Genomic DNA, 22,582 nt, shown 5'->3' with positions numbered 1-22,582 from the left:
GGCCAGGCCCAAGATAGACTACGACAGGTCAAGGATGGATCGACATAGGTGCTGACGTGAGAGACACCTCCCGACCCAGGCACCCCGGTTCAGACAGTTCACGGCGACGGCCGTCAAAATCCGCCCCATCTCCTGTCGGTTAAATTTCCCGCGTCGTCTGGAGAAGGCTCAAGAGACTAAGGTCGCGTCGGGGTCAGGATAGGGCACCCCCCGCAATCATGCCTCTCACAGACGATCCAGGACACGACGGTGGCCCACACTCCTCCGACTCCATCGCCGACGTCGAAGGGTAGCACCCTGGATGCGTCAGGACGGGCTTCAGCCTTTCCCGTCACATCGCCAGTCTTTCCTGATGCTGCCTCTCCTGCCTCACCAGGATTGATCCTACGGGGGTCAGAAAGAGGCATGCCGGGCGAAGCCCGGCGGCGCCTCCTGTCGAGATCAATAGTCCCCGATCTCCCTGTCGTACGACCCGTCCGGTTCGATCGTACCAACCGGCGAGCGACAGGCTCCCCCGGTCGTCCGCAGGACGGCGTCATCCCCGTCGACGGTGAGGATGACGGCAGCACCGCTGCCCTCGACCGGCCCGACCAAGGCGCGTCCCAGGTGCTTCCGGATGTCCTTGCCCGTCGCGACCACCAGGTCGGCCGTGAAGTTGCAGTGACGCTCCCGACCGGTGCGGTCGGTAGCCTGCCACGTCAGCCGGTACGTTTTCCCGCGGCGTTCGACGTCGAAGGAACACGTGGCCTTCCCGCCGGCGCAGTGGTCGACGAAGACACCTTCGTAGTCGGGCTGAGCCGCCTGGGCGGTGGAGGACAGGATCGCCGCGCATGCGGTGACGGCGGCGAGAAGGATGGTCCTGATGCGCATTGGTGCGGCTCCTGTCGGGTGATGCGAGGAGTCTGCCGGACGTTTCTTATCGAGATGCTGGCCGATGCCGAGGGATTCGATCCATCTCGAAGTTTTGGGTGACGGCCGGCACAAAAAGGAACGGCCCGGAGGGTCACTCCAGGCCGTCTATGTCGTCGTACGATCGTCCGACAGGTTCCGGTTCCGGCTGTCGTCTCCACGACCTCGTCCGCAGGTCGTGGAGTGCCTCCCGTCTCTTGGCCGCTGGATACGGCAGAAGGACACCAGGATCGCGTCGGAAGCTAACCTGCTCCCACAGCTCGGCGATTCGGTCGAGTATGGCCGGAGGCGCGGTCCTCGTTCCGAGGGCGTAGGCTCGTGCGGACCCGAGGGAAACGTCGAGGTATGACGCCGCCTCCCCGAGGGTCATGCCGCAAGCCACGACGGCGTGACCGAACGTGGTCGTTGTTCCAGGTCGAGCACCACTCGCGCCCTTGGGCCTACCACCGGTCCTCCTCACCGTCGTCATGTCGGGTATCCTTCGTTCCGGTGGGATCAGGCGGCGGACAGGACGCCCGTCGAAGCGTACAGGCGCTCTTCCTCGGCTTCACGACGCCCCTCGACCAGGCCGTCGAACTCTTCCTCGGTGTGGAGGACGAGCGTGACGTTGGCGAAGCACTGGCTGGCCCCACCGTCCACGGACCCGGTGCAGTCAGCGTCGTAAGACTCGGCGAACTCACCGTCCAGGACGTGTGGCCAGTGGTGCGCGTTCAAGTGCCCGCACTTGCTGCATTCACCCGCGTAGAGGGCCTTCGACATATCGTTTTCTCCAAGCTTTCCGGGCCTACCATGGCTTCCGGCTCCTATCTCAATGTAGTTTCGTTAACTACATTGTGCAAGAGCAAGGCCGATGCTTTTCGACGGAGACTTCCGCAGTCGAGCGCCCGTACGGTCGTCGGACAGGCAGCACAAGAGGCATCGCATGGCGCGCTCACGATCCCGCTCAGGCGGCAGGAGGACAACGGTCGAGATCATCGACAGGACGCTCGCCGACCTGGCAGGCGACCTCGAGGAGCTTGGTGAGCGCGCCTTCGACCGCGTCCTCAGGGGAACGCTGGACGACGTCGCCCTCGACGCCAACGAGCGGTTGGCGGACGTCTTTCGGCGCGACATTCAGGGAGGACCGGCCGAGTTCACTCAGATTCGGCCTGGGCAGAAGAACTCTGCGGTCGTGAACAACCCGGCTGCACGGAAGAGCGGGACGGATGTCCTCCGGTCGTCGATCAAGACGCAGAAGACCCAAAGTTCGTACCTGAAGTACGCTTTGGGCGAAGAGGATGAGCGCGAAGCCGGTGACGTGGGTGCGGCGACCAAGTGGAACTTCATCCCGCACGAGGGCATGTTGAAGCGCTACCAAGGCATGTCCGTCGACAAGCACGGCAACCTGCGACGCAACGCGATCTCGACCCTGTCCAGCCGTTCCCAGCGGCCTTCCAGGCGCGCCCCGTACGGATCGAGAAAAGAGTACGCGGGATCGCATTCCGACATGTTCTTCGAAAAGTCCGGACGCCGCGGCACGATGGGCTTCTGGCAGCGGAATCCAGGCGAGGACGCCAGGGCGGAGAACCGACCGCCGATCCTCCTCGTCCTTGCGGTCCCCAGGTCGGACTACGATGACGACACGCTTCAGCGTGGATGGAACGCGTCGGTCGAGGAGGCGATGGAAGGCATGCCTAGGATCGTCCAGCGTCGCCTGAAGTACGTCCTGTCTCGCATGGCAGCGAACGGCTGACACGTTCCTCTTCTATGTTCATATATTCAGGACGTGACGCGTTTCGCTAAACCGTTGATGTGGCTTGCAAATTTCGGGTAGGTTTTTGCCTTTCCCCACATCCTGGGGCGGAACTTCCCCCAAATCGACCAACTTTCCCCCCACGCGGCCTCTGAAAAGTGTGGTCAAAGCCGTTTTCTGGCTCGACGTAGCCTCGACGTTCTTCGACACCAATCTCTTCGTTGCCGTCTGTAAGGCACTGGCATCGCATGATTTTCGAGAATGGTCAGTCCTAGATGATCCTCGCCCCCTTATCGACAACCCATCGGCAGGCTGTCGAGGTCGTGTCGAGACGTCGACGTCGACACGACCTCGACGGTCGAGGCATCGATCGAGGATGCTTTCGAGCCGTTCGAAGGGGGCAATCAGGTTCGTTGTGTGTGTCGACAGCCATCGACGTCGGCTCGAGGCGTCGACGTCGACGACCTCGACGTAAGCCCTGCTACACTGGGGTTTGATGTAGGGCCGTCGTGCTCGACCGAACGTCGACGTTGCTCGACGATCGTCGAGGTCGATCGACCTCGTCTCGACGTCGACGCCTCGATGCGTTCTCGACGATTGTCGATGTCAGATCGAGATCGTTCCGCTGGACTCCGCTCGGCCTCTGAGTATCGTCCTGGGAAACTTGGGGGACGCATGGACGAAGAACTGGTCACCGAGGAGGACTTCGCGTCGCTCCCCCATGAATCAGGACCACGGTTCCTGGCGCTCGAATCGATAGCCCGTCGGCGCTTGAACGCAATCGTGTCGCAGAGCGGGTCCGAGTATTACGATGCGATGATCCGAATGCAGTACATGTCGACGGTTGCCAGTGCGGCCGAAGCCTTGGGCATCGATGGCATCGAATACCCCTACAACGCGGACAATCCAGATCGTGAGATCGGGAACTTCTTCCTAGCGGTCAATCGCGTCACCACCCGCATGCGTCTGACTTCAGTATCGTCTCAGGCTCTGTCGGTCCGGCTGAGTGCCAGAACACGTCACGCGATCGGCTTGCAGATCGAACAGCTCCGAAGCGCCATCGAAAGCGCAAAGGATCTCAAACCGGATCGTCGTGACATCCTGCTCAAGAAGGTAGACGAGCTGGTCGCCGAGATGAACGAGCAGCGGGTCGGCTTTGGCAAGACCATGGCGGTTCTAGCAGTCCTGACCTTCAACCTCACCGCTTCAGGAACATCAACGCTGGCCGATGCCCCTGGCGCCATACAGACGATCACCAACATCACCAGACTCTTGGGCAAGGACAAGCAGGCCGAGGACGACGAGATCGAACGCCTTGGCCCCCCACCTAAACCGCTGGCGATCGAAGGCCCGAAGAAGAATGCCGGCAGCTATGGTGGGGGATACGGTGGGCGTGGCTCAGGCGCTGGCTCTCGTCCCACGGCGGACGACATGGACGACGAGATCCCGTTCTAAGGTCTAGGACAGGGCAACAGATACGTTGTTCACCGTCCCTGAAGGTCGGACATCCGCTCGATGTTGGACATTGTCTCAGTACCGATCAGCTTCTGCTGGGTGGTGTCCTGATAGTACTCCCATCGAAGGGGAAAACCGAGTTCCTCGGACATGTACAGACGCCCTACAATCCCGCTCTTTTTTTGCCGTCGACGGTGATTGAGGTTTTGAGAGTAAGGTATTTGAGTACCTGAGTGCGGTACGAGCAGCCGGCGCTCTCGATCGTGGCGTAGTGCCCCTCGTTCACCAGTTCGTTGATTGTTCCGAACTCCTGTCCACTCAACGTCCCGTGGCCTAGAAACCTGTACTGACCCTCAGGTATCGGCAGAGTTAGATAGCCCGGCCCCTCGTCCAGGACGTAATCTGCCACCCGGCCATCCTCATAGCGCTCCTCTACGAGCAGGAAACCGGCGTGGGACAGCCGCTGCTTCGGCTGCTCGGCAGGTCTCGGAACGGCTATGCGTGTCATCAGGATCAGACCTTCGTCCGTCCGCTGAATGACGATGCGCTCCTTGAGTTCGGTGATCGTCAGCCTAACCCCATCCGCCATGTCGTCAATTTCGGGACAACTGCGAAGGTCGGTACAGCCCCAGAGAAACCAGGCGGTAGCGAGCACGCCTGCGGTAAGGTAGGCACGTCGTCGCCGCATGGTGCACTCCGTACAATACTGGCTGAATCGAACTGCCAGACATAACCCTACGTCAGGTCGTAGCGATGTCGAGAGAAGGCGCGCAGATGGCGCACGATCGGTGCGATGACAGAGGAATATGTGGACTCGGCACACATTGCCATCGCCCCTCCTGAAGCTTCTCCGTAGCTCCTGCTATCCTGACCATCGAAATCAGGGGGCCCCACGCCAGTTCAGGCACATGCGGGAGCGTTCGCGACCGCCCTGCTTTTCTGTCTGAGAGAAAATTTTGGGGCGTGCCGCAGCAGCAGCACGTCGGAAACCCGCTCCTGAGGCATCAGGGAGCCTCTCACAGGCAACCGAACGCAGGAGCCATCGGCGTTTGGCCTCGGATCGCCTTCTCGGACGCGGGCATCGAGTCCTGGGGCACTTTTCCTCCGATCCGCCGATTTTGACGTAGGTTTCCGCACACGGTCTCCGCCTTCCTGGCATCGTCCACGAACCGGAGCCCGAGATGCCGGCGAAACCGATGCGCCCGCTTCGAACCGGGCCGAAACGCACCACCGCCGACGCGATCCGCGATGCCGAACTGAGGTCCGGCAAGTCGTCCCGTGTCGTGTCGATCTCCGACCTGTCGAGCCTCACCGGCTACGACCGCGGGACCATCAGCCGGTGGGTCGAGAAGGGCCTGCCGGTCGAGGGCAAGGGGTCCAAGGGCTCCATCCTGATCGACGTGCGCGCCCTGATAGAGTGGCGCGAAGCTCAGGCGGCGGCCGAGGAACGCCGCAAGGTGCCCGAGTCCACCGAGGACTACTCCCTCGACCTCGACGCCGAACTGAAGCGCGAGATGATCAAGGCCCGGAAGATCACCACCGCGGAGCGGACCGGCATCCTCGTTATGACGTCCATCGTCGAGACGACGTTCGCCTCGTGCCTCAACGTCGTCCGACAGTCCGTCATGGGCCTCCCGTCCCGCATCGAGCGAGATCTCCTCGGCTTCCTGTCAAACGGCCTGCAAAACTGACCCCGGATCGGCGTCCAAAATTGGATCTGACGCAATTCTGATGACGTTCATGGTGCGCCAATGAGGCGGGCTTCGAGAAGGTCCAGCTTGGCGCGACCGTACATCTGGCGCTTCACGAGCTTCAGTCGGTTGACGTGGCCCTCGGTCTGACCGTTCGACCATGTCTCGGTCACGGCAGCACGCACAGCCGCGAAATCCCTGGTAATGCCGCGGGCGAAGGAGGCGATGAGGCTGGAGCCGGCGTCTTGGAGCCAAGGGGCTAGATCGGCTTCGGCCTTGCGACGGACGATGGACTGGAAGCGGTCGACCAGGGTTCGCGCTTCGGCCAGGGCTGGCGCTCCTTGCTCGATCGCAGCGACGGTGAGGGTTTCTGCCTTCGTGAGATGGTCGCGCTTCAGTGTCATCAGACGGGCGATCGTACGAGTCGATGGCGGCTTATGGAGTTGGGTGCTCGTCATGCGTTCGGAGCGGCGTCGTCGCGTCGCCCACTCCGAGACGACCCGGGTCGATCCGGCAAAGCCGAGCGCCCGTAGCCGGCGCCAGAGCTCGGCGCCGTTGCGACAGCCTACCTCCCACTGAGCGTCGAGGAACGGGAGGTGCGGGTCGAGCGAGCCTTGGCGAGTGCGGAACATATCCGTGCGCTGGCCTCGTACGATCAGGCACACCAGCTTGCGGCTGCGCCCCGTCCGGCGGACGATCTCCTTGATCGAGACGCCGTTGGCCGACAGCTCCGCGACGATAGCGTTCGTCTCCTCGCGGCGAAGGTATCCCTCGTACTGAAGGTGTTCGGCACAGGTGAGAAGCTTTGGGTCTATCATCGTCGCGCCGAGCGCAGCACGGATCGGCTTCATCGACTTCGATACCGCTTCGAGGAAGGCGCCGCTGGCGTTCTCCATGAGATGCCAGCGGTCGGCGACCTGGATCGCCTCGGGAAGTGACCGTGCTGCCGCTTCTCCGTAGCCGCCGCCTCGGTCGCGGGAGACAACGCGAATGCCGGGATGGGCCACGAGCCACGCAGCGACAGTCGCAATCTCGCGGTCGGGCAGCAGATTGACGACCCGGCGCCGTTCCAGATCGCAGATGATCGTGCCGTAGCGATGGTTGCGCCTGAACGCCCAGTCGTCGATGCCTATAACGCAAAGGGGCTCGGCGCGTGCACGAGCCCGGCGCCGAACGACGCGCAGCAGCGTGTCGTTGCTGACCGGAAGCATCAGACGGGCGGCGAACGCAGCGCCCGGCCTGCCGCCAAGCGCGAGGCCGAGATGATGGACAATGCCTTCCATGCGATCGGTACGACGGGCCCGTTCTAACACGCTCGTCCCGAATCGCTCGGCAAAGATGCGTCGCCGACACGCCCGCTCGTCACATCGGAAGCGCCTCGTCACCAATCGAAGATGCACGGCCCGACCGCCTAGGGGCAGGTCTGCGACGCGCCGGTGATAGCGGCTGTGAACCCGGTGCGAAAGACGATCGCAGGATGGACATGCCGCCGATGACGCTCGTGCCGAGACGGTGAGGATCAGGACGCCGTCAGCGAACTCCTGATGGTCGACAGCGAGTCCGGCTGGAACGACGGTTGAGAGCGAAAGGCGACACGACATGGCAGCGATCCCAGATCGAAACCGCCATTCCCACCGCTAAACTGCACCGAAGATGAGTCAGACCCAAAGTTGCACGCCGAATGACATCAACCGACTGAAACTCATCAAACGCCAGATGTACGGCCGCGCTAAGCTGGACTTGCTCGAAGCACGGCTGCTCGGGGCGCCCTGATCGTCATCGAGATTGCGTCAGATCCAGCATTCGAAGCGAAACACCCCGCCAAGGGGGACACAATTGCAGGCGTCTTCACATCGTCGACGCCACCCAGCCCGTCCAGGTCTACGGGACCGTCAACGGCTTCGAAGTGGACCGCCGCAGGGACGCTGACGGGATCGACCGCGTCTATGTCACGGCGACCGTTCACAAGCTATTGGACTGTGATCTCGAGTCCGGGGACGGCCCGCCGTGGGTCGACTTCTTCGATAAGGACGACGCCTCGAACCCACCCCCGAGCGCACTCTACAGGCCCGACGGCTTCCCCGCGGGCAACACGATGGGCAACGCCGGCGAGAAGATCCCCATGAAGGGTTACAGCGCGATCGTGCCGAATAAGATGAGGTCGTCCGACGGATACATCGTCATCTCGGTCCCATGCCAACTGTGGACCCAGGGCAAGGACGGGAAGCGCCAGTGGGGTCGGAAAGTGGTCTCGACGTGGGGACCGGTGCCCGTACCCATGCCTGGCAAAACGTCGTCGCAGAAAGCGCTGTGATGCGGTGGCACTGGGGCATCGTATGAACACGATGCTTCAAATGCCCGACACCTATGCTTTCGACCATCCTAACGGCCGGGCTAAGCCCTTGATCTGTTGGCTATGAGAGATTTGAAAAAGTCTTCGTAACTGCTCGAATTCGAACGATCACGTTAGTGAGTGGTCACACTCGACCACACGCCAGGACGGTTGAGTTCGATCGCATTCGAATGACCTTCATAGCCCTCCCGAAACGTCTTCCAGCCATGGTGCGCCTGATCGTTCGACGAGGTGCACGTGACGCTCTACCACCATACCGACACCGCCCGTCTGCCCTGGATCCTGTCCTCTGGTGTTCTGCGCCCGAGCGGGAACCGCATCGGCGGGATGCGGGAGGACGTGCTCTGGGCGACGAGCAACCCGGCCGGTGACCGGTCTTCGTCGATCGATCGTGGTGCCGACTGGCGCGGCGGCGACGTCCTGCATGTCCGCTTCCTGCTGAACGAAGCCGACTTCCAGCCGTGGTCGGAAGCGCGAGGGACGCTTGGCTGGTCGGCCTCCGACGTGTCCCGGCTTGAAGGCACGAAGGGCGCGGAACCGGCGGCCTGGTGGATTCGTCGTGAACCGCTGATGATCGATGGAACGACTATCGAGATCCGATCCTACTCCGACAACAGGTGGCGTGCGGTCGACCTCGAAGCGCCCATGGATGCCGGCAGGGGCGCCATGCTGGTTCAAATCGGGAGACGGGCGTTCGGTTCGATCCGGGAAGCCGGGTACGCTGGTGGAAGCGCCTATACCGTCGTATCGACGTCCTGACGTAGTCCTCGCAGATGAAGAACCTGCAGGTCGAGGTCAACGCCTCGGCCTGTGGTGCTTCTCGGAAAGGTCGATGTACCGGCGCAGGATGTGCCCGGCGAGATCGGCAGGCGTGAACTCCCGTGCCGCGCCGCCGACCTCTTGGAATGCACGTCGGTCGGGCCCGAGCAGCGAGTACTGGTATCGGTCCTTGGCCCACGACCTCGGCTCCTCGAACACTGTCAGCCACCAGACTTTCGGCGGACCGTCCTGGAAGTTCACCAGAACTGGGACGTCCTCCAGGACGTTCGTGTAGCGCACGGGGAAGCTGACGTAGACGGATCCGTTGAGGCCGTGGATGACGATCTCGTCCTTGGTGTCCTGCTTCTCGACGATGGCGATCGGCAGCCCGGACGCCTGCTTCACCTCCTCGACGTCGGACCGGAGCCGGTCCAGGACCTCGAAGTAGGCTTCCCGTGCTGCGTTCACACCCTGGTCGCTGTTCAGGAACCGCTGTTGAGCGGCAGCCAGGTCACGAGCCCGTTTGGCACGCGCACCGCGTTCGGCCACGCTCTCGACGTGAACTTCGCCCCCCAACGACTGGATCTTATGTTCGACGACAGCCGCGGCTGCCTGAAGGCCGAACGTCCTCAGCCCGAACCAGAGCTGCGTGCGGGGCAACCACTTCGGCGTCGTAGGCGGCTCGTCGGTCGGGATGAACAGCGTGAAGTCGAGACCCTCCTCGAACCCACGGTTCTTGATCGCGGTCATCTCGATCCGTGTGAACGGCGTCTCGCCCCATTCCTTGCGGCAGAAGACGACCACCACCCGAGCTTTGCCGCCGTAGACCGCATTGAACGTGATCTCACCGTCGGTGCCTGCGAGGACCTTCTGCTGCTCGGTGTATATGAAGGTGCGGAAGCGACCGGCCAGAAGGTCGTTCAACTGTTGCGCGAGGCCTTGGTCGGCCTGGTGAAACGAGAACGCGACGTCGTATTCGAACTCAGCCATCAAGCCTCCTGGTCGACGGCCACCGTAGAAGACGCGGGCCTACCCGGTCGAGTTGTCCATCCCCGATATCCACACGCGGCATCAGGAAGCTATTCCCAGGCAAGCTGTTCACGATATGTTCGATCGCTGGTCCCCATGATTCACCAGGAACCGGCATGCTGCATTTCCCGACGCCCGAGCCCATCCCGATCACCATGCTCCCGCCAGGGTTCAAGCTGCGGGTCGTGTCGCCGGCCGCATGCGGTTTCCCCTCGCCGGCGCAGGACTGGGAGGATGAAGCCCTCAACCTGGTCGAGATTCTCCGCCTCGATAGCGCATCGGCGTTCGTCTTCCGGCTGGCCGGCTCGTCGATGATCGAGGCAGGTCTGTTCGACGGCGACCTGGTGATCATCGATAAGGGTAGTCGCCCCCGGAACGGCTCGATCGTCATCGCCGTCGTCGAAGGCGGGTTCGTGTGCCGGCAGTTCGTGGTGAAGCAGGGCGTCCCCTACCTCGAGGCCCGAAACTCTCGCATGACCTATCCCGTCTGCATCGCCGACGAGCTGGTCGAGATCTGGGGTGTGATCCGGGCCTCCGTGCGGGACCTGAAACCGTGACGTGGGCGCTTGTCGACGTTGAGAACTTCTACGTCTCCTCGGAGCGCGTGTTCGACCCGAAACTCCGCGGCGTGCCCGTCCTCGTCCTGTCGAACGGCGACCACTGCGCGATTGCGAGAAGCGCCGAGGCGAAGGCGTTCGGGGTCAAGATGGGCGCCCCCGTCTTCAAGATGCGGGACCTGATCAAGCGGCACGGCTTCGAGCTTCGGTCCTCGAACTACGAACTCTACGCGGACATGAACCGGCGCTTCAACGCGGTGATTTCCGAGTTCTCGGACCAGATCGAGATCTACTCGATCGACGAATCGTGGTTCCGCCTCCCCGTCCTGTCCGACGGTCTGGGTGACACGACCACTGCCTTGGCGGTGATCGCCAAGATCAGGCGGGACACAGGGCTGCCGACACGCATCGGCCTTGGCCCGACGCGCACTCTGTCGAAAGTCGCGAACGGTCTGGCAAAGGCCGGCGAGAAGGTGTTCGGCGGGGTCATCGATCTCCACGACGAGGAGCTGCGGAAGCGGCTCTTCAAGAACTGGCCGGTCGACGAGGTGTGGGGGATCGGTCGTGCACTGACGGAACGGCTCCGTCCCTTGGGCATCCGAACGACGGCTGACCTCGCCGCCATGGACCCGCACCAGGCGCGCAACGTCGGGACCGTCGTCTTGGAACGGCTCGTGCGGGAGTTAAATGAGATCGGCGAGGACGAGCTTCAGATCGAGCCGGAGAAACGCCAGGCGACGGCGGTGACCCGCATGTTCGGCGAACCGGTCACCACGATCGAGGAACTCCGCGAGGCCATGGCCCGGCGGGCGGCGCGGGCGGCGGAGAAGATCCGGGAGCAAGGATCAGTGGCTGGCCGGCTGATCGGTTTCGCCCACGGGAACGGACGTAAGGCCAACGCATCCTCGGCCCAGAGGACCTGCCGGCTGTCCCCACCCACGAACGACAGCCGGACCATCGTGAAGTGGGCGTCGAGGATGGTCGACAGCATGTGGGAACAGGGCGGCGTCTACACGAAGTGCGGCGTCATGCTCGAAGACCTGTGCGACGCCGGTCGTGAGCAGACCGACCTCTTCGCCGCGGTCGACACGCGTGGTGCCGATCTCATGTCGACGATGGACGCGCTCAACAAGCGGTTCGGTAAGGAGACGGTGGCGCTGGGAGCGATGGGGATTGGGGCGCGCTCGTTCGACACGAAGCGGGCGATGAAGAGCCCCGCCTGGACGACGAGGCTGGCGGAGGTGCCGGTGGCCCGGTGACGTCATCTCACGTCGTCACCGGGATCCTCGTCCTAAGGATCGATACTGTCTGGCGTCTGAGGGCGGATCCCTCGGGTAGGGCCTGATCGGCCCGCTCGCCCGAGATCGACAGCCAGAGTTCTGCCAGGCGGTCGATCGCCCAGTCCGGGCACTCGATCGCTCCCCTGCTCCACTTCTGCATGCGGGGCAGCTTCACATCGAGGAAGTAGGCAGCCTCGGCCTGCGAGAGCCCACAGAGGGCGATGGCGTCGGCGAAGGTGGTGGTGCTCTTGGTGGCCATGGGTTCCGTCCTTGTGATGCACCGTGGATAGCCGACGGTGCATCACGCGGCGAGGTCGGACCGTGATCAGGCAGCCTCGTGCTCGAAGTCGTCCTGCTCGGAGCCGTACGCGGGAAAGTTCTCGTCGTCCTGCGCCCAGGTGACGATGGCGCGGTAGTTGGCGAAGTGCCCCTGGTTCACGAAATCGCGGCCTCCTTCGATCTCGCGTCCGACCTGGATCTGGTCATTCCGGTACGGGTCCCGTCCGACGACGAAGAGGTTCGTATCACGCGCCTTGAGAGCGGCCTCAGCCATCTCCTTCGAAACGTCTCTGTTGCGGATCACTTCGGCGGCGATCGCCGCGGCGACGGTGATGAAGAAGTCTCCCGGCCACCAACCGCTGGCGTATGGGGGGAGCAGACCCTTCTCGTCGAGATCGTTGATCACGTCGTCATATTCGGGCTGGCAATTGCAACCGTCGATGTAATCCGAAACGAACGCGTTGATGGCCGGCTTCAATCCGAACGCCCGGCGCGTTTCCAGCGTGTCCATCTTCCCGATCGTCTCGTTCTCGATTGGGTTGCGGACGTCGTAGACCGGACCGGAGAGGATGTTTTCGTACGTCAACTGGTGCAGGAGGTGGCACAGCAGGATCGTGTTCCCCTCGAGGAATTCCTCCGCGATCCGCTCGACCTCGTCGGCGTCGTAGGCGTAGGCGAAATCCTGCTCCTCGGTCTGGATCTGTCCCGCGACACCGCTCGTGAAGACCGGGCGCAGGTCCGGGTATTCGACGTCGCTGAGGTAAACCTCACGGACCTGGATCGTGTCCGAAGCCACGGTGGAGCCGGCCTTCTCGGCTTCCGACGCGATGGCGCCCTGGATGTCGCCTCCGTCGGACGGAACGGCGAGCGCGATGATGCTACCTCCCTTGAGCGCGATCTTCATGCGTGTGTTCAAATGACGTCTGATCATGGTCGTGGTCCTTGGATTTGAGTGAGACGGTCCCTTATGGATCCGCAGACCGCCCTCCCGGCGGTGACGAGGCATTCCTAAGGCGGGGCTCTCTGACCGCCCCGAGATCGCAGTGCTTCAGGCGGCTTCGCCGGCCATCTCCTCGGCCGTCATCACGGCGGTCCGGCACCAGCCGAGGGGATCGGTGACGATGTCCCAGTAGGCCTCCGAGTTGTCGGCGAACCGCATCTGCGAGGCGTCGTACTGGACCTCGCGCTTCACGCCGTCCGCCGTCTCGACCGTGAAGGTCGGTCCTGCGTGTCCGAAGCCTTCGAACGTGACGGACAAGCCGTCCACGTCGATCGCGAAGCTGTCGTCGTTCTCGTGGAAGTGGACGGTGTATCCGGCCTGCGACAGCGAACCGAGCTTCGCGTGTAGGGTTGCACGGAGGCTGAAGCCGTTGTCGTCCAGGTCGTCGTGGCTATGAAGGGTCATGCTGGTCATCCTGTCTTCTGAGCCGACCTCATGCTGAGGTCGGCGATCCCTCACGGGGTGTCCTGACGTTGTGGGTCAGGCGGCGAAGGCCCAGCGGCCGTAGCGTTCCTCGAAGGTCAGCGTGCCGACGACGTCGCCGTCCTCGTCCTTGACCTCGACCTCGTCGCCGTCCTCGCCGGCCGGCAGTTCGCGAGCCAGGTCGTCGGCGGCGATGCCGAGGCGGGCGTCGTTGTCGTCGCTGTCCGAGAGCCCGAGGTAAGTCTCGTCGTCGTAGGTGGCGGTCAGCGTCACGCGCTTGACCAGCGTGCCGACGAACGGGAAATCCCTGTAGTTCTCGAAGATCTCGCCGTCGTTCACCGACCCCGCATGGATCATGTTCTCGTCGTAGGCCGGGATGTCCGAGGGTACCTCGAAGACGCACAACTGGTCCTGGACCTGCGAGAGGAAGGTGGAGGTGTCGAGGCGGTTCGGGCGGTCCTCGATGCTCGTCCACTCGGCGCAGGACCCGCAGGCGGCGGCCTAAACCGCGGCCTTGTCGGCCCCGTCCGGGGTGGTGAAGAGGCCGAAGAGGGAGACGGCGGAGGTCTGGACGACGATGTAGCGGGCCATGGTGATCTTCCTTTCTGGCGTCCGGCTGCATCGCCGTCGCTCATGGATTCAATTTACTACTCAGTAGTAAAAACGCAATGGGTGATGGAGGGGTCCGTTAACTATTTTTTCGCGCCTCCTCAGATCTCGTCGGCCGGGTAGATCCGGCGGATCGCATCCAGGGACTGCGGATCGCGCATCCCGACCTGCAGGGCGAAGGCGTCCCTGGTCTCTCCACGAGGCACGCGGGCGACGGTGCGCTGCCTGATGTCGGTCTCGTAGGTCGAGAGGATCGGCAGGTCGTGGGTCCAGATGCGGGCCGAGACGTCGAGCACGGTCCACCACGCGATCGGGCAGATGCGGACGTAGCCCTCCGCCTGCGTACGGTAGACGGGTCCGTGCATGGCCAGGGTCCGCCGGCGTGCCTTGCATTCGTCGGCCCGGAGCCCGACGAACTGCCCGCCGGCAGGCTCCATCTCGCGCATCAGCCGCCACCGTTCCGGCACACGATCGTCGAGGCTGTCCCGGCAGAGGTCGAGCACGCGGATGGTGACACCCCGCCCCTCGTAGTCCGACAGGACGCGATCGAAGTCGTCGATCCACCTGGATTCGGGCCAACGGATCATCCGACCCTCAACGCCCGACAGCACTTCCTGCGCGATCGACAGGGTCGCAGCAGAGTCCTTCCCGCACGAGAAAGCGACGAAGGCCGTTCCACCAGCCTTTTCGACGCCGGTACGTGCGATCTCCAGGGCCACCTCCAGCTTGCGCCGGTAGCGGTCGGATCGGGAGTGAAGCCGGGCGACCTCGGCGTCGGCGAGCCTCATGTCAGGCCGCCTGCTCGACGGCCTGGACGTCCGGAACAATGCACATCGTCCGGCTCTCCGGCAGCCAGGCCGGCGGATGGAGCGCGGCCTCAATCGTCCTGCCGGGCAGGCCGTGCCGACGGGCATAGTCGATTGGCAGTGCGCGGTTGAGACGAGCCGAGACCTCGTCGCCTTCCCCGTACCGCCACTCGACGACCTCGCCATAGCCGCGGCCACGCGCACTACCCACCTGCGTGATGTGGGAGAGGAGCCGCTCGATCTCCGGACGGTCGCCGATCACGTGCCACGAGATCGCGTTCGTGATTTTTTTCCTGTCCATCTTCCTGGCGGCCTTGTACGGCCCGCCCGTCGTCAGGACGCGCTTCTGCTTCTCGACGACGCGGTCCTGACCGATGTGGTCGTCGAACCTGCGGTGGTAGAACGTGACCTGCTCGCCAGCCGCGTGGAAGATCGGCGCCGAGACCGAGTACCACCGGTGATCGCCGTCCCTGACGATCTCGACGGGGAGATCGTCGGCACCGGTCGCCACGCCGGCCGCCTTGTTCTCCGCGAAGATTTCGGGGCCGAGCTTCTCGTAGAGGTGGCGGTAGGCGAGGATCCCGTCGAGCGCCGGGGACAGCGGCGCTCGGGTGACGAAGCCGTTCCGTAGAACGGCCGTGACGAGAATGGGCGCGTAGGTCATGCCGCCCCCAGGAGCTGCACGATCTTCGACGAGCTGTCGGCCAGCATGTTGTCGTAGATCGTGCGCAGGTGCTGGTCGTAGGCGGCCTTCGCCTCACGCGCCGGTGGCATCAGAGCGGTCTCGCCGTCACGCACCGACAGGAAGTCGACCACCTCTCCGGTGTCGAGATCCTTCATCGTGTAGGACAGATCGACGAGCCCGTGGCCCGACGCCGCCTTACCGCCGATGTGAGGCGAGCGGGAGAAGCAGTGCAGACCGGAGACGAGGCACCCGATCTCGACGTCCGAGACGTCCTGCAGCACGATCCAGGAGTGCAGCGTGGTGCCCGGCGAGACGAACTCGGCCCTGATGCGCATCTGGTCGGCGACGCCGTCGGGATCGGCGCGGCGCTTCTTAGCCCCCTCGTCCGCCCCCTCGTCCTGCGGCAGGTAGGCGGCGATCGAGGAGATCTTCGCGTCGTCGCGCCTGCTGTACTCCTTCATCATCGTGAGGTCGGCGTAGTCGATCCCCTCGGCGATGGCGTGGGTGTGCGACGGTAGGACCGGCATGGCCTGGCGGCACAGCGGGTACGCCGAGCCGAAGCGCGCCTTGCCCTCGAGGATCTGGTTCCCGACGCCGCCCCCGAGGAGCGACACGATCGGGATCGTCGCCTTGATCGCCCTGGCGGCGGCGAGATCCGTCACCTGCGAGCCGCCCATGCGACCACCCGAGTAGAGGAGATGGAAGGCGTCGAGCGACAGGCGCGGCCGGCCGAGCGCGTCCAGCATGTACGACGACATCAGGTCGCGGATCTGACCACGCCAGGCGTTCCCGGAGTAGCAGAACACCTTCTCGAGGTTCCCGTCCTGCTGCAGGACGCTGTCCTCGACGAGGTAGCTGGTGTTCGAGATGGTCTCGCCGATATGCGAGAGCGGCGACTTCAGACGGACGAAGCCGTCGAGGCGGACGGTGCGGACGGTCATGCGGCTTCTCCTTCGATCTCGGCGTCGACCGCGGCGGTCAGGCGCTTCTCGGCGGGCTTCTCGCGCTCGATCCGGTCACGGACGAGCATCACGACCCAGGCCGTCTCGGAGAACAGGCGCTGGATGGTCTGACGGGCATCCGACCTCTCGACGAGCTTCGTCGGGAACTCGCGGCGGTCCGGGTCGTCGATCTGCACGTACTCGCGCAGTGCACCGGTCTCCGCGTCGTGGACGGCGAGGAGCGGCACCTCCCCGTTCGAGCCGATCCGCATCCAACGGGGCGAGATCGTCTCGCAGGCCAGGCGCGGCTTCAGGGCCTCGATGAAGGCCGGGAGTGTCTTCGACCGCTTGGCCGAGTCCTTCACGAAGCGCTCGATCCTAGCCCACATGTCCACCGACGCCTTGAAGCGGGTCGGGTTGCGGGAGCGGTACGTGGCGTAGACGAGCAGCGCGGCCGTGGCGGCGTGCTCGTCGGTGGTATCGAAGCCGTGGATCACGCGGCCTCCCCCTTTTTTGATCGATGAAGAAGACCCGCGAACGGGCGGCGAACGCGACTAGAGCCAGGAGGTGCGGTGCGGACGACCGCCACCTCCGCATCGCCCGGTCGGCTTCGATACCGGCGATGCCGGCCTTGCGGAGACTCTCGGGGTGGAGGCGTCCGGTGATGGTGTCGTCCTTGGCGAAGCCGAGTTCCGACATGCGCTCGAAGTCGGCGAGACAGGCGGCGAACTCGGTTTTCGATGTCCAGAGCAGGTCGTCGGCCATCACGACCGCGTAGTCGGCACCGCCACCGTTGACCTGTGCCTTCGCAAGCGTGGGCTTCTGGCCGGTTTCGTTAATCGCGAGGAGCCACGGGACCATCGGAGGGTCGAGCAGGATCTCGCGGATGCGGGCCGGCTTCGGGCACTCGTAGACGTCGGGCTCGGCGACGAAGTGCGAGTAGCTGTTGAAGCCGGCCTGCGCCCAGATTTTCAGCCCCATCCCCCGCTCACTCACGACGCGCTGGAACTCCGCTACCTTCACGGTGGCCGCGCACCCGAGGCACACATGCGTCGACTGGTGCCGCCTCGGATGATCCGTGAACGCGGCGCCGATGACGTCGGCGAGGGGAACGCCCTGCCCGTCGAGATCGCCGGCGCACAGCCAGCAGGACGGCTCGGAAGTCGGCTCGGTCGGCGCTCTGAGGCCGATGATACGTGCGGTGAAAGCGGTCGGAGACTCGATCATGGACGCAAGAATGGTGCGCGCCCGAACCGTCGTCAAGATACGTTCAGAGATACGATGCGAGGATCTCTTATCGCTTGACCGCTCGCTTTCCCTACGCGTAGAGAGGATCATCTCAAAGAGGTTGGATCCTGCTGATGGCGAAGAAGAAGAAGTTCACGGAGGCGATGGTTGTGCGTTTCGAAGAGGGCACCTTCGAACGGTTCGCGGCGGTCCTCAAACCGACCGAGGATCGTGCCGAAGCCATCCGGAACGCGGCCCTCACCGAACTCCGGCGCCGCGAGAGGAAGCTGGGCATCCCACCCAAGACCTTCACGGAGTTCCGCGAGCACGACCTCGATCATGCACGTGAGGAAGCCGCCAAGGGCGGCGTCGTACCGGACGAGTGGGTCGAGGTGATCAGGGCTGAGGAGGATGACAAGTGAGCGGAAGATTTGGTCTGACGACAAGACGACGTCGCGCCCCCATAGCCTACGATGCGCGCCCGATCGCCAAGGAGGAGTTCGCCTGCCCTGGCTTGGTCTAGGACATCTGCGCGTACCTTCGGCTCGCACAGGACACGAAGGACGATCAGGCGTTCCGTCGGATCTGCAACAAGCCGACCAGGAGCATCGGGCGGGCCACGGAGGATGCGATCGTGGACCATGCCATGCAGTCCAACATCCCCTACTACGCCGCGCTGTGGCAGATCGCGGGCGCCGGGTGTGGACGTACCGTCGGACGCGAAGAGCTTGAACATCTGGCCGACCGTCTCTCCTGGCTGGCGCTCGGCTATTCACACAGGGACTGGGAAACCGACGAGTTCCTGGACGTGATCTTCATCGAAGGCAACATCGGCTACGAGAAGTTCGCTTTGAGCCGAGCCCGGTCGCCCGACGATGTCACCGCGACGATCCAGATGCTGAGACGCATGGCGGCTGAGGAGCCGGATCTGACGATGTTCCTGGAACGGTTCCCGGCAGAGTGGGTCGAGTTGCTACGGCAGGTCTAGAGCCATCGCAGACACCGGCGTTCGATACCACGCGTGCCGTCGAAGCCGTCCCGCGGCCTCGATTTCAGGCCGACCCGAGAGGAGTTCGGATGCGTCCATTTCCACGATACGGCGATATCGTGGAAGATGAGACACCTTTTTCCGGACACCTCTCAAGGTACTGTAATCGCACATGAATTCGGAAGACAGCTCTTGCGTCGTCAGAGCTTCCTGGCATCTAATGAAGGGCCTGCAGAAAGCAGTGCGGCCCGAGGCGGTGGTAGGAACACCGGCATCTCGGGCCTGACCCCAACCATGGAAGCGACCATGACCGCGGCTCTACAGAGGATACCGGAGAGACCTCCAATTTACACCAGAGACGGCGATCTTTTCGCGTCGCCCCTGAAGGTGGCACGATACTTCAAAGTCTCGCATCGCACCGTGATGGAGGCCATCGAACGCCGCATCGAAGATGCTAAGGCGGCCGACGAGCAATGCGACGATGGCATGCTTCCCGCATGTCTTGCGCTCTACCGCAAGACGTCGTTTCCCCGCCAGATGCCGAACGGCGGAACGACCTTCGACCCTGGCTACGAGATGACCGAGACGGGTGTGACGCTCATCGGGATGGCTCTCACGACTCCGACGGCTCGGCTCCTCCAGATGCGCTACACGGCCGAGTTCAATCGGATGCGGGCCGAACTGCAGGAGACAGCGAGACGGCCGAGGGACCTTGTCGACCTGAACGACTTGGCATCCGTCCAGGTGGCGCTCCTCACCCTCGTCCAAGACAAGCAGCGCCTGCTCAACGAGGTGACCGAGACGAGAGGCCAACTCGCGATCGCGGCCCCGGAGGCCGCGTCCTGGGATGCCTACGCTGATGCGGACGGGCTGATCGCCCTGTCCGACGTCGGCAGGATCCTCGACGTCGGTGCACGCCGGCTGACCGATTTCCTGCTCACCCAGAGAGTGCTGTTCCGTGCTTGACGTGGCTCGCCCCTGCGCCCGATGGACGTGTACCGCAGGCGAGGATGGTTTCGTGTGATCACCAGGCCGATCGACGGGGTTGAGCGGATCCAGACCTACGCGACACCGAAAGGCATTCATGAGATCGCCGGCCTTCTTGGACGGCCCCTCGACCTCCTCGGACAGGTGGACCGCCAAGCCCGTCTGCCGCTGATGGCTCACTGACGGTCATGAGCAAGATCCTTCACCCCGCCAACGTCTCCTTCAACCCTGTCGACGACGCCCTTGCGCAGTTCGACGGCGACGCCCGAGCCTGCATCGCCGACCTCCTCAGGCTTGTCGGCGAACTCGACCGGGAGGTGCTTCGGCTCCGTGTCGCGACGACGATCGCGAACGAGGACACTTCGTTCGGGTTCGTCCGAGGGTCGAAGCAGACCCTTTGAGGCGTCGAGACCCCGAGAATCAGCCGATATTGGATTCCCAGTATCGGCTGATCGCTTTCAGAGGATCCGTCAGGCCGCTTCCCTTACCCTCTTCACCTCGGCGGCGTCCTCACGCAGGCTCGGGTACCGGCGGTATGCAGCCTCTACGGCGGTCGCGAGGTCGGGCCGTTCTGCCAGATCGTGCCCGAGAACGATGCGGTGCGCCACCAGCGTCACGATGTCCATGAGACGGAGAGAAGTCAGGGCTGCCTCGTCGCTGATATGACCGGTCCGATGTTCCTCGAGGACCTGGTTGATCAAAGCCACATCGACCCGATGGGCGACCTCCTCCTCCCGCCGTTCCTCCCTGTACTTTGCCAAAGATTCCCGGTTTTTCAGACTTTCGCTCTTCTTCTTCGTCTTCTGACGAGCGCGACGGGCAGCCTGGATCTGGGCTTTGGCCGAGACGGGGTCGAACCTGTCGACTGCTTCCTGGATCGGCTTCGCCAACAGATCGGTCCAGATCGCCAGGATCCTCGACTTCTTACGGAGCCGATGCGCGAAGTCGTAGAACTTGGCGGTGACCGACTTGCGGCCCTCCCGATGATCCAGGATCAGTGAGGCGCGCCCCAAAGCCAGGCTGACGCCATCGTCGTCCTCGTCCTCCTCCTCCATATCCAGAAGAACCGACGTGAACGCGTGGCGCAGACGGTGGGGCGTGATACCGGAAATGTCCTTGAGATCGTGCGTCAGCACCGAGACGCCGATGTGACCCGGCACGTGGTCGATGTGGGTTCGGGCCGGTCGCGCCTCGGGGAACACGTAGATCGATCCACTCTGCCGCGCCGCCTCCACGGCGTTCTGGACAATCTCCAATGCACGTCCGTGTAGCGGGATAGCGTGACCCTGCCTTCCTTTCATGCGGTCACCCCCGATGTCCCAATAGGGCGTCGGACCGTCCAGCCTCATCTCGTCGATCTTGGCTCCAGCGATCGTCTCACGACGCTGAAGGGTCAGGATCAGAAACTCCAGGGCGGCGGACACGGTCGGATGGAGGACGCCGGAACGGCATGCGGCCACCGCATCTCCGACCTGGGCGATCTCGGGAACGACGACGGTGTGGCCTCTCGGGGCGCTCTCCGGGCGTCTGGGCGGCTTCAGGGCCAACATCACGTTCTCGGTGATACCGGATTCCTTCGACGCGTAGTCGGACGCCATGAACCCCCACAGGCCCTTGACGATGCGGCACACGGCTTCCGCCATCGCGTACTTCCCCGCCTTCCCCATGTCGGCGAGTACCGATGCGACAGTCCGGCGATCGATATCCACGATCGACTTACCCTTCAGTGCCTTGTGAAGCGCCGGGTTCCTCAAGGTATGGCCATACGATCTGATGGTCGCCTCCCGGCGCACACCGCCCCCCAGCGACTTCAGGTACGCCTCGACACCCTCCTCGTAGAGCCAGGTTTTCGCCCGAACGCGGGGCACCGAGGCCACGGCGGCCGGCGCCGCCTGGATGCCGTTGGCGACGAGCTGCTCGTCCAGCCACCGGGCGTTCAACTCGTATCCCATGTGGATGCGACTGATCCCGGCGTTCGCGATCTTGCGGGCAACGGCCAGGTTGATCGTCGGAGGGCTACCGAACTTGAACTGATGGCGACGCTTCTGGTGCATGACTGAGATCCGCCGGGTGGCACCCTTTGCGGACTGACGGAGGTAGAGCCCAGGCGTCTGTGGATCGGAGTGCTCGGCAGTGCCGGGCTGTCTGACCAGGCTGTCGACGCGGGTCTGGGTCAACGTGGTGACGGTGCGTTTCTTGTCGGTCATGCGATCTCCGTTCTCCTTTGCGGGGAAATCTGGGGTAATCGCATCAACACACGCCCACGGGACCGAATTTAGCACATCACGGCCAAAGAAGGCTTTTCCACAGGGTGTTGAGGGTCTTAGGTTAACGCCGACGGGTCTCCTCGTTTCGGATTCGTCGACTTAGCACATCATTCGTAATGATGGGGTCAGGTGTTCGAATCACCTAAGCGGCACCATTTTTCCCATAGAATACAGTGACTTACGAAACGACCGAAAGAACGCGTCGTGAACAGGTGCGACGGTGAGACTTTTTGAAAGTCTCACCATCGATCGCATCAGAACGGTGCGACCAGTCCGGCAACGATCGCAGCGCCGCCCGCCTGGATCGGATGCAGGCCGCCGGTCGAGAAGCCGTCGCCCCAGAAGTCGACATTGGCTCCGCTCTGCGAAGGGATCGCCGCCTCGACGAACCCGTCCTGTCCGGTAATACCAAGCGCGCGGATCATGTCGTTCAGCTGCTCACGACGTCTTTACTCTAGGCCGATCCGGAGGTTCTAGTTGTTGATCAAGGACGGTGGCCCGGAGATCGACGTGGCCGTGTGGCGAGGTTGCCAAGATCCACTATTCCTCGCCGCGGACGGCGTTTCGCGAGCAGGTGGTGGCGGACCGCGCGACGGGGCGCAAGG

29 protein-coding genes are annotated in these 22,582 nt (G+C 63.5%); 12 read left to right on the top strand and 17 right to left on the bottom strand.

Annotated elements, in window-relative coordinates; all coding sequences use genetic code 11:
- Positions 1-441: 441 nt before the first annotated feature.
- Positions 442-870, bottom strand: coding sequence for a hypothetical protein (locus ASF65_RS00130; protein ID WP_055883391.1), 429 nt, complete (start codon positions 868-870; stop codon positions 442-444).
- 534 nt (positions 871-1,404) lie between these two features.
- Positions 1,405-1,668, bottom strand: coding sequence for a hypothetical protein (locus tag ASF65_RS00125; RefSeq protein WP_055883389.1), 264 nt, complete (start codon positions 1,666-1,668; stop codon positions 1,405-1,407).
- Positions 1,669-1,831: 163 nt separating this feature from the next.
- On the opposite strand from ASF65_RS00125, the gene ASF65_RS00120 reads away from it, so the two are divergent.
- On the top strand, positions 1,832-2,641 hold the full coding sequence (locus tag ASF65_RS00120) for a hypothetical protein (protein WP_055883385.1): 810 nt from the start codon (positions 1,832-1,834) through the stop codon (positions 2,639-2,641).
- 675 nt (positions 2,642-3,316) lie between these two features.
- Positions 3,317-4,096 carry a hypothetical protein gene (locus ASF65_RS21735; RefSeq protein WP_055883384.1) on the top strand — a complete coding sequence of 260 codons (780 nt, stop codon included), beginning with the start codon at positions 3,317-3,319 and terminating at the stop codon, positions 4,094-4,096.
- Between the two features lie 29 nt (positions 4,097-4,125).
- Here ASF65_RS21735 and ASF65_RS22215 read toward each other — a convergent pair whose 3' ends face one another.
- Both ASF65_RS22215 and ASF65_RS00110 read right to left on the bottom strand, forming a co-directional pair.
- Complete coding sequence (locus ASF65_RS22215; RefSeq protein WP_280137604.1) at positions 4,126-4,248, bottom strand: hypothetical protein; 123 nt, start codon at positions 4,246-4,248, stop codon at positions 4,126-4,128.
- A gap of 11 nt (positions 4,249-4,259) precedes the next feature.
- Positions 4,260-4,784: a hypothetical protein gene (locus ASF65_RS00110; protein ID WP_156369108.1), complete on the bottom strand. Its 525-nt coding sequence runs from the start codon at positions 4,782-4,784 to the stop codon at positions 4,260-4,262.
- Between the two features lie 493 nt (positions 4,785-5,277).
- Here ASF65_RS00110 and ASF65_RS00105 point away from each other — a divergent pair, with 493 nt between their 5' ends.
- A complete protein-coding gene (locus ASF65_RS00105) occupies positions 5,278-5,787 on the top strand; it encodes a hypothetical protein (protein WP_055883379.1) in 510 nt (169 codons plus the stop codon).
- 47 nt (positions 5,788-5,834) lie between these two features.
- Here the strand turns inward: ASF65_RS00105 and ASF65_RS00100 are convergent, their stop codons facing one another.
- A complete protein-coding gene (locus ASF65_RS00100; protein WP_055883376.1) occupies positions 5,835-7,388 on the bottom strand; it encodes an ISL3 family transposase in 1,554 nt (517 codons plus the stop codon).
- A gap of 305 nt (positions 7,389-7,693) precedes the next feature.
- Here ASF65_RS00100 and ASF65_RS00095 point away from each other — a divergent pair, with 305 nt between their 5' ends.
- Both ASF65_RS00095 and ASF65_RS00090 read left to right on the top strand, forming a co-directional pair.
- Positions 7,694-8,101, top strand: coding sequence for a hypothetical protein (locus ASF65_RS00095; protein WP_055883373.1), 408 nt, complete (start codon positions 7,694-7,696; stop codon positions 8,099-8,101).
- 276 nt (positions 8,102-8,377) lie between these two features.
- Entirely contained in the window at positions 8,378-8,899 is a 522-nt protein-coding gene (locus ASF65_RS00090; RefSeq protein ID WP_055883372.1) for a hypothetical protein, read from the top strand.
- A 36-nt stretch (positions 8,900-8,935) separates the two neighbouring features.
- Here the strand turns inward: ASF65_RS00090 and ASF65_RS00085 are convergent, their stop codons facing one another.
- Positions 8,936-9,889 carry a hypothetical protein gene (locus ASF65_RS00085; protein WP_055883369.1) on the bottom strand — a complete coding sequence of 318 codons (954 nt, stop codon included), beginning with the start codon at positions 9,887-9,889 and terminating at the stop codon, positions 8,936-8,938.
- Between the two features lie 155 nt (positions 9,890-10,044).
- Here ASF65_RS00085 and ASF65_RS00080 point away from each other — a divergent pair, with 155 nt between their 5' ends.
- The gene (locus ASF65_RS00080; protein WP_055883365.1) at positions 10,045-10,485 is read left to right on the top strand and encodes a S24 family peptidase; all 441 of its coding nucleotides are present in this window, start codon (positions 10,045-10,047) and stop codon (positions 10,483-10,485) included.
- The gene (locus ASF65_RS00075; protein ID WP_082505068.1) at positions 10,482-11,744 is read left to right on the top strand and encodes a Y-family DNA polymerase; all 1,263 of its coding nucleotides are present in this window, start codon (positions 10,482-10,484) and stop codon (positions 11,742-11,744) included. The genes ASF65_RS00080 and ASF65_RS00075 overlap by 4 nt, the downstream gene beginning before the upstream one ends.
- A 7-nt stretch (positions 11,745-11,751) precedes the next feature.
- On the opposite strand, the gene ASF65_RS00070 is transcribed toward ASF65_RS00075, so the two are convergent.
- From ASF65_RS00070 to ASF65_RS00030, 9 genes are all read right to left on the bottom strand, one after another.
- Positions 11,752-12,024 (bottom strand): hypothetical protein, encoded by a 273-nt coding sequence (locus ASF65_RS00070; RefSeq protein ID WP_055883364.1) that lies wholly within the window; start codon positions 12,022-12,024, stop codon positions 11,752-11,754.
- Between the two features lie 66 nt (positions 12,025-12,090).
- Entirely contained in the window at positions 12,091-12,975 is an 885-nt protein-coding gene (locus ASF65_RS00065) for a hypothetical protein (RefSeq protein WP_156369107.1), read from the bottom strand.
- Positions 12,976-13,092: 117 nt separating this feature from the next.
- Complete coding sequence (locus ASF65_RS00060; protein WP_055883359.1) at positions 13,093-13,449, bottom strand: hypothetical protein; 357 nt, start codon at positions 13,447-13,449, stop codon at positions 13,093-13,095.
- A 75-nt stretch (positions 13,450-13,524) separates the two neighbouring features.
- Positions 13,525-13,872 (bottom strand): hypothetical protein, encoded by a 348-nt coding sequence (locus tag ASF65_RS00055; protein WP_055883356.1) that lies wholly within the window; start codon positions 13,870-13,872, stop codon positions 13,525-13,527.
- Positions 13,873-14,177: 305 nt separating this feature from the next.
- On the bottom strand, positions 14,178-14,864 hold the full coding sequence (locus ASF65_RS00050) for a phosphoadenosine phosphosulfate reductase family protein (RefSeq protein WP_055883353.1): 687 nt from the start codon (positions 14,862-14,864) through the stop codon (positions 14,178-14,180).
- 1 nt (position 14,865) lies between these two features.
- On the bottom strand, positions 14,866-15,546 hold the full coding sequence (locus ASF65_RS00045) for a hypothetical protein (protein ID WP_055883351.1): 681 nt from the start codon (positions 15,544-15,546) through the stop codon (positions 14,866-14,868).
- Complete coding sequence (locus ASF65_RS00040; RefSeq protein ID WP_055883348.1) at positions 15,543-16,508, bottom strand: hypothetical protein; 966 nt, start codon at positions 16,506-16,508, stop codon at positions 15,543-15,545. Before ASF65_RS00040 ends, ASF65_RS00045 begins: the two co-directional genes overlap by 4 nt.
- A complete protein-coding gene (locus tag ASF65_RS00035; protein WP_055883346.1) occupies positions 16,505-16,897 on the bottom strand; it encodes a hypothetical protein in 393 nt (130 codons plus the stop codon). Before ASF65_RS00035 ends, ASF65_RS00040 begins: the two co-directional genes overlap by 4 nt.
- Positions 16,887-17,771: a hypothetical protein gene (locus tag ASF65_RS00030; protein WP_156369106.1), complete on the bottom strand. Its 885-nt coding sequence runs from the start codon at positions 17,769-17,771 to the stop codon at positions 16,887-16,889. Before ASF65_RS00030 ends, ASF65_RS00035 begins: the two co-directional genes overlap by 11 nt.
- A gap of 98 nt (positions 17,772-17,869) precedes the next feature.
- On the opposite strand from ASF65_RS00030, the gene ASF65_RS00025 reads away from it, so the two are divergent.
- The 5 genes from ASF65_RS00025 (at position 17,870) to ASF65_RS00010 (ending at position 20,111) form a co-directional block, all read left to right on the top strand.
- A complete protein-coding gene (locus ASF65_RS00025; protein WP_055883341.1) occupies positions 17,870-18,157 on the top strand; it encodes a hypothetical protein in 288 nt (95 codons plus the stop codon).
- Positions 18,158-18,381: 224 nt separating this feature from the next.
- The gene (locus ASF65_RS00020; protein WP_055883339.1) at positions 18,382-18,723 is read left to right on the top strand and encodes a hypothetical protein; all 342 of its coding nucleotides are present in this window, start codon (positions 18,382-18,384) and stop codon (positions 18,721-18,723) included.
- 306 nt (positions 18,724-19,029) lie between these two features.
- Complete coding sequence (locus ASF65_RS00015) at positions 19,030-19,689, top strand: Rha family transcriptional regulator (RefSeq protein ID WP_162239433.1); 660 nt, start codon at positions 19,030-19,032, stop codon at positions 19,687-19,689.
- Positions 19,690-19,743: 54 nt separating this feature from the next.
- Positions 19,744-19,893 carry a hypothetical protein gene (locus ASF65_RS21145; protein ID WP_156369104.1) on the top strand — a complete coding sequence of 50 codons (150 nt, stop codon included), beginning with the start codon at positions 19,744-19,746 and terminating at the stop codon, positions 19,891-19,893.
- A 5-nt stretch (positions 19,894-19,898) separates the two neighbouring features.
- A complete protein-coding gene (locus tag ASF65_RS00010) occupies positions 19,899-20,111 on the top strand; it encodes a hypothetical protein (RefSeq protein WP_055883332.1) in 213 nt (70 codons plus the stop codon).
- A gap of 69 nt (positions 20,112-20,180) precedes the next feature.
- On the opposite strand, the gene ASF65_RS00005 is transcribed toward ASF65_RS00010, so the two are convergent.
- Positions 20,181-21,917 (bottom strand): tyrosine-type recombinase/integrase, encoded by a 1,737-nt coding sequence (locus tag ASF65_RS00005; protein WP_055883328.1) that lies wholly within the window; start codon positions 21,915-21,917, stop codon positions 20,181-20,183.
- A gap of 314 nt (positions 21,918-22,231) precedes the next feature.
- Positions 22,232-22,402 carry a hypothetical protein gene (locus ASF65_RS21140; RefSeq protein ID WP_156369103.1) on the bottom strand — a complete coding sequence of 57 codons (171 nt, stop codon included), beginning with the start codon at positions 22,400-22,402 and terminating at the stop codon, positions 22,232-22,234.
- Between the last annotated feature and the right edge of the window lie 180 nt (positions 22,403-22,582).

This window comes from Aureimonas sp. Leaf324 (assembly GCF_001423245.1).
Taxonomy (GTDB): domain Bacteria; phylum Pseudomonadota; class Alphaproteobacteria; order Rhizobiales; family Rhizobiaceae; genus Aureimonas.
The sequence above is the reverse complement of the archived record's forward strand: the minus strand, read 5'-3'. Positions and strand labels throughout refer to the sequence as shown.